This is a genomic window from candidate division WOR-3 bacterium, from assembly GCA_016926475.1.
In the GTDB taxonomy this organism is placed as follows: domain Bacteria; phylum SDB-A; class SDB-A; order SDB-A; family SDB-A; genus JAFGIG01.
The window spans coordinates 44,190-55,074 of record JAFGON010000027.1 but is presented as its reverse complement, the minus strand read 5'-3'; the positions used below and the strand labels follow the sequence as shown (position 1 = coordinate 55,074).

Genomic DNA, 10,885 nt, shown 5'->3' with positions numbered 1-10,885 from the left:
TTAAAGAAAATGTTTTGCCAGAAGAAGCAAACCGCTTCATAAAAAAGATGGTTAGGGGTAAATTTGTAATATGGGAATAGAATATATTTAAAAGGAGAAACAATATGAAGTATAGAATCTTAGGACAAACGTCGGAAAATGTTTCAGCCCTAGGTCTTGGCTGTATGGGAATGTCCCATGGTTATGGCGACAGAAATGATGATGAAAGTATTGCAACGTTGAATAGAGCGCTGGATTTAGGAATAAATTTTTGGGACACCGCCGATTTTTACGCAGGCGGCGAAAACGAAAAGTTGATTTCAAAAGTGCTTAAACCCAACCGGGACAAAGTATTTATTGCGACAAAATTCGGATTTAAGTATTCAAAAAATGGAAACCATTTAGCAAGTGAATTGGATGGTTCTCCGACATGGATGAGACAGGCGGTAGAGTTGAGCCTGCAAAGATTAGGGATCGATTGTATTGATTTATACTACGCTCATCGTATAGACCTGAAAGTCCCGGTTGAAGAGACAATTGGAGCAATGTCTGAGTTGGTAAAAGAAGGCAAAGTAAGATATTTAGGGGTCTCGGAAGCTTCCGCCAAATCAATCGAAAAGGCAAATGCTATACATCCAATCGCAGCTTTGCAAAGCGAGTATTCATTGTTAAGCCGCGACATTGAGAATGAAATTTTACCGACACTCAGGAAACACAAAATGTCGTTAATTCCTTTTGCGCCTTTGGGAAGAGGAATGTTTACTGAAAACTTTGATATAAGCCAAATAAATGATATACGGCTGACGTTGCCAAGATTTCAGGGAGAACATCTTGAAAACAACAAACAACTGGTGAAAGAATTGACAAGTTTCGCAAACGACAAAGGATTGACAACCTCCCAACTGGCATTGGCATGGGTGATTGCCCAGGGGAATGATGTTATTCCTATACCGGGTACCAAAAGGCGAAAATACCTGGAATTAAATGTTAAAGCCGTAGATGTGGATTTGTCATCTGACGAAATTTCAGAGATAGAAAGCATAATTGCTAAATATCCCAATACTGGTGAAAGGTATAGTCAAGAATCACTAAGATTGACAAATAACTGAAAACTTATGCTAAAGTTAGGTAAAAAACGTTGATGATAATCCTGATGTGCAGTAAAAAAAGACAGGTGTTGGCTTGGAAATTGTTAAGACAAGCTTTTACGAGGATTATTGTCGTGACTTGAATCCGTACATAAAAAAAGTCAGGAATGAAAGAAAGTAAAACTCTTTTGAATTTCATCGGAGGCAAGAATATGTTCAGAAAAACTTCCCTGATAATCATTGGTTTAGTCCTGTCGGGCTGTCGGGACAAGTATTTCTCAGAGCATGAATTGGATTCAACTCAGTTTGAAGAAGAGACCATGACATACATCGAGGAGACCGTCAACCTGGACATACCCGACAATGCTAAAGGGCTCAATTTTTATTATAAACCCCCAGTTGACCCTATATTTCTCGCAAAAATTCAAATTCCTGAAGAATCTGAACAAGAAATAAAAGCACAAATCATAGAACTGACAGACATTGATGATTTTCCTGATAATTTCGGAAATTTCGATTTCCGGTGGTGGCTGTCGGACACAGATGAAATTATTGTCTCCAGAAAAGCTTATGTGGACGGATACTTCGTCGAAGCTTATCTTGTCAGGGATTCAACTGATGAATTGGTTTTTTACCTGAAGTATTTTACGATTTAAAAAAAAACATTTCTCAGAACGCCTGCCATCGTTCTGCATATTCCCTGGCAAATTGGTTCCGGTCGTGAGAGTAAATTATATTCTGTAGTATATTTATTTAGGCTGTTAAGTGACGGACACTGACGCGGCATAATTTTATTAGTTGATGTGTGCGAAAACACAAACGGCATTGTTGAAAATATATTTAAACCGGAAAGTAAACTCAGATTAAACATCGAATAAAAATAGATTTTAAGCGACTACAAGGGGAAGCGAAGAACTATTTCAGTGCCGAGTTCTCTATTTATGGTTATAACTCCGTTGAGCTGTTTGCTGAGGAGTTTGACTATTGTCATGCCGAGAGTTTTAGCGCTCTCGATATCCATGTCTTCTGGAATGCCGATTCCATTGTCTTTTACCGTTATACTTGCGAAGTTTTTTTTCTTGCTCCATAGGTGTCGCTGGTTTGGTCTTGTTGTAGCGATATAAGCAATGCCCCTTCTTTCCTGCCGACGAATGCGTGCCTTAGGCTGTTTATCATCAGCTCGTTTACGATTAACCCAGCGGGTATAGCCTTGTCTATGCTCAGAGAGATTTTCTGCAAGTCTTTTATTATCTCTATATGGTTAATTGTTTTTTTGAAGGTCTGAAAAATCTCTTCGGTCAAAGTATCTATGAAATTGGAAAATTCTATCGTCGAATAGTTTTCGGAATGGTATAAAAGGCCGTGAACATGGCCGATGCTCATAACTCTACTTTGGGTTTCTTTGAGCAAAATGGAGAGTTTTTCGTCTCCTACGTATGAAGACTGCAGTTGAAGAAGGCTGGATATGACCTCGAGGTTGTTTCTGACCCTGTGATGAATTTCACGGAGCAAAATCTCTTTTTCCTTGAGAGCGCTCTTCAATTCATCGTCCATTCTTTTTCTCTCGGTGATGTCCCTGAGCATGCCTATTTGCCCAATTATGTTTCCTTCTCTGTCGAAATAAGGATTTCCGTAATCTTCAAACCAATGGGTTACGCCTTGCATGTCGACGAGTCTCACCTCCGAAGGGAACGACTGCCCAGTCTGCAAGACTTTTGCGTAATCGCTCATGGCTTTCTCCCTGTCGTCAGGGTGTATGAATTCAAGTATGTTTTTTCCGATTACGTCGTCCGGTGTTAGATTGTAAGTTTTGGTCTGCGGTCCTATAAAGACGATGTTTCCCAAGGTGTCTATGGAATAGACTATGTCTTTGCTTCCGTTTATTAGGTGCTTTAGTTTTTCCTGCTCTTCTATCAGAATTTTTTCTTTTTTGATTTTCTCCGTAATATCCTCAAAAATTCCGATTGATCCAATAAAATATCCGTTTTCGTCTGTCTCGGGCGTGGCGGTCACGCTTAAAATTCTCTTTTCTCCGTCAGGGCGCGATATTTCCAGAAGATAAGTGGTTTTATTCAACGATTTCCTTTTTTCTGTCTCGGATAAAACGGTTTGGTATTGTTCTAAGCTGAGAAAATTCTTCAATCCTTTTCCAATAAGGGTTTCTGGGTATACGCCGAAAATTTTATCGGCGGTAGGATTTGAAAAGATGAAAACTTCATCCCCGCTGACAACACCTATACCTTCGCCAATATTGTTAATGATTGTCTTGATTCTTTCGGAACTTATTCTGTAGAAATTGTCCATGGTATCTTCAGGATGCTTTTCGTTGATGGCGAGGATAAAGCATGTGAATCCGCCAAGCGGATTTTTTACAGCGTAACTCATTTTTAAAATCCCGAATGCACGTTCTTCAAAATTAAGTTCGGTGAAAGATGAAAACATTTCGACGTCACCGTCTTTGAGAAAACTTTTCAAGATATCGGCTGGATTTTTTCCGCTTTTCAGGCTTTTTAAACTGAAAACAGAGTCGAAATTCAACCCTTCGACTTCTCGTGAAGCGGTTTGTAAAACCTGTTCAGCCCTGGAGTTCATCTTGACCAAACGGCCGTTTTTGTCGAGAACCAGGATTAAACAGTTGACAAAATCAAAAGATTTTTCGTCGATTATTTCCTTTATAAAAATCTCGTGATTTTCTGAAAATTCCGTCTTTTCTCTGACAGAAGGTTTTTGTCTGTTCCTGCTTAAAACCTTCTCCAGGTTTTGGGTTATTTCGTTTTCTTGAATAGGTTTGTAGATAACGGCGTAGTGTTGGTCCCGGGCAAGTTCCGACAGCTGTTCCCGATCTTTTAAGGCTGTCAGAAAAATGATAGGAATGCCGAATTTTTTTCTGATGATGTCTGAAGCCGTGATGCCGTCCATTTTCCCTGACAGGACAATGTCTAAAATGATAGCATCCGGTTTTGTCCTTTCGAGAATTTCAAGGGCTTCTTCAGCCGAATCGACAACGCCTACAATATCGAATGAATTTTGTTCCAGGACGAGTTTTATGCGCAGAGAAATAAGGTTTTGGTCTTCGACAATCAACACTTTTTTCTTCTCCACGAGACCTCCGGGGGAAAGGTGTTTATATTGAGATGATATGACAAAAGGTATGCTTTGTCAAAGCGGAGGTTATCGACTGATAAAACAAGATTTACAAATTCTTTTTGGGATTGAAAACACACGAAAAGTTTTTTTTCAAAAGGATGGCAAAGGCGTGTAGAGGATGAAAGCCAAGGGTTATTTGAAGCCTTCGTTATCCAGAAAAGACTTTTGGGCTTCAAAATCGTCTTTTCCGCAGAACATGAAAGAGGCGAGCGGCGCTCTTTGACGGGCTGCGCGGACGATTTCATGGGCTGTTCGCCTGATTTCCCACTGGGAGTGCTTGTCCATTCTAAGTCTTGAAAAATGGCATAATTCTCTCATGTTCATCTTGACGAGAACCCTTCTTTTGAAGGCGTTAATCAGAAAATAGTGTGATGCCAATTTCATCCCGCTTTGCTCCCAAGCGGATTTTGACCTCTGGGCGAAATCCATGAATTCCTTTTCATAACCAGCTCTATTGATTGATTCCGGTACGACAATACCAAGATTCGGGTCGGGTAAACTCGAGAGAATCGTCATCATTCGATGCCTTTTAAGCTGTGCGAAAGCCGCGGATGAAAGTGTAAGCAGAAAAGTGAAATCGGCGAGTTCAAAAGCCCTCGGAAGAGTGTCGTGGACAGATAGGCTTTCGTAGACACCTTTGTAGATGTCCTGCATTGATTTGTCATCGAACTTTTCAGGGAAAATACCCCTCTGCTCGAAGACCAGCCCCGAAGCTATTACCAGGTCTGTGTCTTTGGTGAAAGAGAGCAACTTGACATTGTCCCCGGCTTTGCCTTCGCCAAAAAAAAGGCCGGACCCGGCGGTTTGCGGCCTCTGGGTGTATTTTATCAGCGACGGGACGTATTTTTTACCTTCGGCCTCCAGAAGTTCGGCTATTTTGTGAGTCTCTGAAAGCCCTACACCTCTCAGAGAGAAGATGACACGCTCAAGTGATCTCGCGTTTACCGTCATTCCAAGTTGGGTCGGCGTGGCGAGAGACAGGACGTATCTTGAATCCTCTCTTGAAGGATCTCCTTTTGAAGGGTTTTTTTTCTCGATGTTGTCCGAAAGCTCTTCGTATAGTTCCTGGGAGGCCTCGGTGAAACCGAAGAACATTCTTTTCGCGTCTTTATCCTTGAATTCATCAGGCAAAAGGGCGTTGTCTATGATGTTTGTGTATCTTTGAGATCTCTCCGTGAAAGAAGCCAGCCTGTGTTTTTCAATGTATTCTACTGCTAATCTGCTGACTCCTGAGAAGTCAAAATTCATGCAGACGTGTTCGGCTATGGACTTGTGTCCCATCTGAAAAACTATCTTTTCGTTGGATTTTCTGGCGCTTTCGACGTCGGAAAGAGCCTGGTTTCTCAACTCGGATAGAGAGAGGTTTGACCTGCTGCACCTGGCGAAGGAAGCGGCGATCGCTTCGGCTTGTTTAGCCTTTTCGAGGTCTGCGTAAGATGATATTCCCGTCAGTTTTACCTGCATGATACGTAATATAGCCAATTAAACCCTGCCTGACAAGGAAATTAAAGAGAAAGCCTTGCTAAATGCTCAAAATTAGATATTTTTTTATTAAAAAGGAGATGTTTATGGATTTAAATAAATTGACAAATAAAGCGCAGGAAGCCCTGCAGTGTTCTCAAATCGAGGCTTCACGAAGAGCCAACCAGATAATCGAACCAGAACATCTTCTGATCTGCCTTATCCGGCAGGAAAACGGTTTTATACCTCAGATTTTGAGAAGGATGGACGTAGATGTTGACGCTCTCGAAGACGAAATTGAAAAACAGATTATAAAGCTTCCTCAGGTGACTGCACAGGGGGGGGCGCCTTCTCCCGGTATTGGCGCGGACATCAACCTCGTTCTTGCGGATTCGTTCGACGAAGCCTCCCAGATGAAAGACGAGTTCGTCAGCGTAGAGCATATTTTGCTGGCGATGCTCTCGGACAGGAGTAAAAAAACGAAAAAAATTCTCAAAGAGCTCGGAGTCGAACGGGATAAATTCCTCAAAATCCTAATGGAAGCAAGGGGAAGTCAGAAGGTCACGAGCGCCGATCCAGAAACGACTTACGACGCGTTGAAAAAATACGGAAGGGAACTTGTCGAACTCGCCAGGTCCAACAGACTTGATCCCGTAATAGGCAGAGACGAAGAGATAAGAAGGGTTTTGAGAATTCTTCTGAGGAGGACAAAAAACAACCCAGTCCTCATAGGAGACCCAGGCGTCGGAAAAACGGCTATTGTGGAGGGTCTCGCCCAGAGGATAGATAGGGGAGATGTCCCGGAAGGCTTGAAAGACAAAAAAATATTCGCCCTCGACATGGGCTCCCTCATAGCCGGCGCGAAATTCAGGGGTGAATTCGAGGAGAGGTTAAAGGCGGTTCTGAACGAAGTGCAGCAATCTGGTGGCAAGATACTGATGTTCATCGACGAACTGCATATTGTCGTGGGAGCTGGAAAGGCAGAGGGTTCACTCGACGCCGGAAACATGCTCAAGCCGCTTCTTGCCAGAGGGGAGATCCACTGCATAGGAGCTACGACAATAGACGAATACAGAAAACACATAGAGAAAGACGCGGCTCTGGAAAGGCGGTTTCAACCCGTCCTCGTCGATGAACCTTCGGTAGAAGACACAATTTCAATACTAAGGGGGTTGAAAGAAAAATTTGAAATCCACCATGGGATAAAAATTTTAGACAACGCTATAGTCGCTTCGGCGGTCTTGAGCCACAGGTACATAACGGACAGGTTTCTTCCGGACAAGGCAATAGACCTCATAGACGAAGCGGCGGCGAAGATCAGGTCAGAAATAGACAGCATGCCGTCTGTCATTGACGACCTCAACAGAAAGATCACACGGCTTGAAATCGAGAGAGAAGCGCTAAAAAAAGAAAAAGACGAAGGTAGCAGAAAAAGACTCGCGGACATTGAAGCGGACATAGAAAAGGACAAGGCAAAATACGGCGAGTTGAAGAAAAAATGGTCCGAGGAAAAAAATGAGATACTCAGAGTAGGAAAGATCAGGGAAGAGGTGGAAAAGGTCAGACTCGAAGCCGAGAAAGCCGAGAGAGAGTACGACCTAAACAAAGCCGCCAAGCTCAAGTACGGCAAGCTGTTGAATCTGGAAAAAGAGCTGGCGTCACTCGAGGCTTCTTCCGGAAAAGGAGAGGACAGGCTGCTGAGAGAAGATGTCACAGAAGAAGAGATAGCGGGAGTTGTGTCCCTCTGGACAGGGATACCCGTCAACAAACTTCTCGAAGGCGAAAGGGAAAAACTGATACATCTGGAAGATCTGCTCCACAAAAGGGTGATAGGTCAGGACGAAGCCGTGGCTATTCTGTCGAAAGCAGTTTTGAGAGCGAGAGCGGGTCTCAAAGATCCCGCGAAGCCCATTGGAAATTTTATTTTCCTCGGCCCTACCGGAGTCGGCAAGACAGAACTTGCTAAAGCGCTGGCGCAAGTGCTCTTTGACACCGAGGAAAATTTGATAAGGATAGACATGTCCGAGTACATGGAAAAGCACTCGGTTTCAAAACTCATAGGCGCTCCTCCGGGTTACGTCGGCTACGATGAAGGAGGACAACTCACCGAAGCTGTCAGGAGAAAACCCTACAGCGTGATTCTGTTCGATGAGATTGAAAAGGCGAACCCTGACGTTTTCAACGCCCTTTTGCAGATAATGGACGACGGCAGGCTGACCGACAGCAAAGGCAGAACAGTCGATTTCAAAAACACAATTCTGATAATGACTTCAAACATAGGGAGTACATTGCTGGTCGAGGGCATGGGAAAAGACGGATACCTTTTCGATGAGAGAAAAAAAGACGTCCTCGACGCTCTAAGAAATCACTTTAAACCGGAATTTTTAAACAGGGTAGATGAAGTCGTGATATTCACACCTCTGACTATAGAACAGGTGGAAAAGATCATCGATCTTCAGATCGGTCAAATAGCCCAAAGGCTCAGGGAGTCCGACATGAAAATCGAGATGACAGAAGACGCGAGAAAGACCATAGCGTCGGAAGCATACGACCCGGTTTACGGCGCGAGACCAATAAAGAGATACCTCCAAAGGCATGTAGAAAATGTCGTCGCTGAGAAAATTATCGGGGGAGAAATACGCGTTCACGAAACCATTTTGGTGGATGAAAAGAAAGGCAGTATTGAAGTATCTGCTAAAAAAGGTCAGAAAGGCAAATAGCCGGGCATAAACCGTGCTAAAAAAGTCCAAACGGCGAAACCGATGAACATAAAAGGAACAAAAGGCATTTTTTTCCACCTCGGTTGAGGGTCCCTCCAGTCCGAATCATGTTTGCCTTTTACAACGGAGAAAAGTACAACGCTGAAAATTATTCCGAAAACGGCTCCGAAAAAAAGAGAGAAAAAGAATGCTTTCCAGCCGGCGTATGCTCCTATCAGTCCGGCCACGCTTGCATCGCCGTCTCCAAGGCCTTCTCTGGAGAATATCGCGGTAAATATGTCGTTGAAAAGAACCACGGAACCTATCGCGATAACGGTCCCCAAAAAACTCTCCAGGGGCGATGTGAAAAGATTAGGCAGAAAAGAAGTCAAAATACCCGTCAAAACTCCCGCGGCTGTCAGCCTTACGGGAACTTGGAACCTGTCAAAATCCGTAGCCGACACCGTGAAAAGAAAGAAAAAAGCGAAAGAAAATCTGAGTGTGTCGCAGGATGTCCCGAACATCAGGTAAACCGCAAGAAACAAAAGGGCTACCGCAGTTTCGACGAGAGGGTATCTTATGGAAATTTTAGCGCCGCAGAAACGGCATTTTCCCCTCAGAAAAAAGTAGGACAAAACGGGTATGTTCAGGTAAAAGGGTATTTTGTGACCGCAACGAGGACAGAAGGACCTGGGTCTGATTATGGAAATTTTTCTGGGAATTCTGTAGATGCATACATTCGCGAAAGAGCCGAGACACGCTCCGAAAAAAGACCAGTAAACGGCGAGTAGAAAAGAAGGATAGGATTTTAGAGCTTCCAGAAAATTCATAAGAATTCCCTTCTTTCAAATATCAGGAAAGACAGGGAGAGACAGGAAAGGGAATAAAAAAACGCGTAAGAGACCGAAGCGAGTATGAAATCCGCCCCAAGAGGTATCCTGTGATAGGCGAGGATGTTTATGTCTATTTCCGAGAAAGCCGGCAGAAAATAGCCAATAAACGAGACCATAGTTTTGGTCAATGGGTTTAGTTTGTCGCTTATGTCGCTGAAATTCAAAGCGGAGGAAAGCATAAGACCTGAAACGACAGTTAAAAAAGTGAAAACCGCTCCCGTTATGGGCGTGGTGAAAGTGAAGAAAAATACGCTGAGAGCGCAGACGATTATCAACTGAAGCTGGACAAAAGCGAAAGTCAGAAAAAAATTAGGGTGCAAAGAAGAGCCGGTCAGAAGAAAAACTGCCAGGAAAAGAAAAGCGACAGCCAATTCGACGATGAAAACGCTTGCGTACATTCCGAAAAATTTTCCGAGAAGATACTGTTCTTTTCTGACGGGCTTGGACAAAAGCAGGTAAATTGTCTTTTGTTTCAGCTCCGCCTGTATAACGGAGGTTCCCGACACAACCGAAAGAAGGATTCCGGTTAGAAGAAAAGTCGAGTTCGCGAAGTCGTAGAGGATTTTTTCAAATTCCCCCAACACGAGAGGCTTTAAAATAATCGGGGTGAGGCTCATGAGAAGAGGGAAAATCAAAATAAACCAAAGTGTTTTTTCCCTGAGAAGCGCTTTGACGGTGACGACGGTCAGAGCTCTGATTTTGTTCATTTCGATCCTATCAGGTCGACAAAAATCTGTTCCAAAGGCGAAAGTGAAGGTCCGAACTTTATGGTTTTTATATTTGCCGAACCGCATTCTTTCATAAGCTTTTCCGCCTCTTCTGTAGAACCTTCGAATTTCCAAAAATTTTCTCCGCAATTCTGGAATTGACTTTCAACTCCCAGGGAATTCAAATCGTTTTTTTTCGATTGTATCACTAGAGTATGGACATTGCGGTATTTTGAAGTTATGTTCAGGAGTGAATCCTGAAGAGCAAGTTTTCCTTTGTCTATTATGCCGATTTCGTCGGCGAGTTCTTCTATGTCCGGAAGTGTGTGGGTGGAAAATATAATTGTCTTCCCCAAAACTTTCTGCTTTCTTATCATGTCCTTTATCTCCGCTCTACCCACAGGATCGACTCCTGAAAGGGGTTCGTCCAGTATTAGAAGCTTTGGTTCTCCTGCCATGGCTTGAGCGATACCCAACCTTTGAAGCATTCCCTTGGAATAAGTCCTTATCGAGTTTTTCGAAGATTCTCTCAGCCCCACGGAATCGAGCAGTTCTTCAGTGTGTTTTACGTCCTTACCTTTTCCTACCAGGTCGAAAGCCAGTTCCATGAACTCCTCCCCGGTCAAATGGGGGTAGAAAACCGGATTTTCAGGGAGAAAACCTGTAATGGACCTGGATTTCATGCTTCCCGCAACTTCACCGAACACGAGAGCTTCTCCGGAATCTTTCTTCAAAATGCCGGTCAAAATTTTCATCGTAGTTGTTTTCCCCGCCCCGTTAGGACCGAGAAGTCCGTAAATGCATCCTTGTTCAACAGAGAAAGAGAGCCCGTTGAGGGCGTTTATTTTTTTAGGTATAAAGCCCGTCCTGTAAGTTTTTTTCAGTTCTTTGATTTCGACGGCTTTATCCAT

The 10,885-nt window shown here is 43.4% G+C and carries 9 protein-coding genes; 3 read left to right on the top strand and 6 right to left on the bottom strand.

Annotation, left to right across the window (positions count from 1 at the left end; all coding sequences use genetic code 11):
- Window positions 1-104: 104 nt before the first annotated feature.
- Both JXA84_02850 and JXA84_02845 read left to right on the top strand, forming a co-directional pair.
- The gene (locus JXA84_02850; protein ID MBN1150142.1) at window positions 105-1,088 is read left to right on the top strand and encodes an aldo/keto reductase; all 984 of its coding nucleotides are present in this window, start codon (window positions 105-107) and stop codon (window positions 1,086-1,088) included.
- Between the two features lie 146 nt (window positions 1,089-1,234).
- Entirely contained in the window at window positions 1,235-1,723 is a 489-nt protein-coding gene (locus JXA84_02845) for a hypothetical protein (protein ID MBN1150141.1), read from the top strand.
- Between the two features lie 239 nt (window positions 1,724-1,962).
- Here JXA84_02845 and JXA84_02840 read toward each other — a convergent pair whose 3' ends face one another.
- The 3 genes from JXA84_02840 to JXA84_02830 form a co-directional block, all read right to left on the bottom strand.
- Window positions 1,963-2,220: a hypothetical protein gene (locus JXA84_02840; protein ID MBN1150140.1), complete on the bottom strand. Its 258-nt coding sequence runs from the start codon at window positions 2,218-2,220 to the stop codon at window positions 1,963-1,965.
- On the bottom strand, window positions 2,124-4,169 hold the full coding sequence (locus tag JXA84_02835) for a PAS domain S-box protein (GenBank protein ID MBN1150139.1): 2,046 nt from the start codon (window positions 4,167-4,169) through the stop codon (window positions 2,124-2,126). Before JXA84_02835 ends, JXA84_02840 begins: the two co-directional genes overlap by 97 nt.
- A 177-nt stretch (window positions 4,170-4,346) precedes the next feature.
- Window positions 4,347-5,696 (bottom strand): FAD-dependent thymidylate synthase, encoded by a 1,350-nt coding sequence (locus JXA84_02830; GenBank protein MBN1150138.1) that lies wholly within the window; start codon window positions 5,694-5,696, stop codon window positions 4,347-4,349.
- 86 nt (window positions 5,697-5,782) lie between these two features.
- Between JXA84_02830 and clpB the strand changes: the two genes are divergently transcribed.
- Window positions 5,783-8,395 (top strand): ATP-dependent chaperone ClpB, encoded by a 2,613-nt coding sequence (clpB, locus tag JXA84_02825; GenBank protein MBN1150137.1) that lies wholly within the window; start codon window positions 5,783-5,785, stop codon window positions 8,393-8,395.
- On the opposite strand, the gene JXA84_02820 is transcribed toward clpB, so the two are convergent.
- Genes JXA84_02820 through JXA84_02810 form a run of 3 tightly spaced genes read right to left on the bottom strand, consistent with a single transcriptional unit; the run spans window position 8,380 to window position 10,885 of the window.
- Entirely contained in the window at window positions 8,380-9,204 is an 825-nt protein-coding gene (locus JXA84_02820) for a prepilin peptidase (GenBank protein ID MBN1150136.1), read from the bottom strand. The genes clpB and JXA84_02820 overlap by 16 nt on opposite strands.
- A complete protein-coding gene (locus tag JXA84_02815) occupies window positions 9,201-9,974 on the bottom strand; it encodes an ABC transporter permease subunit (GenBank protein MBN1150135.1) in 774 nt (257 codons plus the stop codon). The genes JXA84_02820 and JXA84_02815 overlap by 4 nt, the downstream gene beginning before the upstream one ends.
- Window positions 9,971-10,885, bottom strand: coding sequence for an ABC transporter ATP-binding protein (locus tag JXA84_02810; protein ID MBN1150134.1), 915 nt, complete (start codon window positions 10,883-10,885; stop codon window positions 9,971-9,973). Before JXA84_02810 ends, JXA84_02815 begins: the two co-directional genes overlap by 4 nt.

Bases quoted from the DNA above. Each gene is read 5' to 3' on its own strand.
- JXA84_02850 (MBN1150142.1), top strand. From the start codon at position 105: ATGAAGTATAGAATCTTAGGACAAACGTCGGAAAATGTTTCAGCCCTA.
- JXA84_02845 (MBN1150141.1), top strand. From the start codon at position 1,235: ATGAAAGAAAGTAAAACTCTTTTGAATTTCATCGGAGGCAAGAATATG.
- clpB (MBN1150137.1), top strand. From the start codon at position 5,783: ATGGATTTAAATAAATTGACAAATAAAGCGCAGGAAGCCCTGCAGTGT.
- JXA84_02820 (MBN1150136.1), bottom strand. From the start codon at position 9,204: ATGAATTTTCTGGAAGCTCTAAAATCCTATCCTTCTTTTCTACTCGCC.
- JXA84_02815 (MBN1150135.1), bottom strand. From the start codon at position 9,974: ATGAACAAAATCAGAGCTCTGACCGTCGTCACCGTCAAAGCGCTTCTC.
- JXA84_02810 (MBN1150134.1), bottom strand. From the start codon at position 10,885: ATGGATAAAGCCGTCGAAATCAAAGAACTGAAAAAAACTTACAGGACG.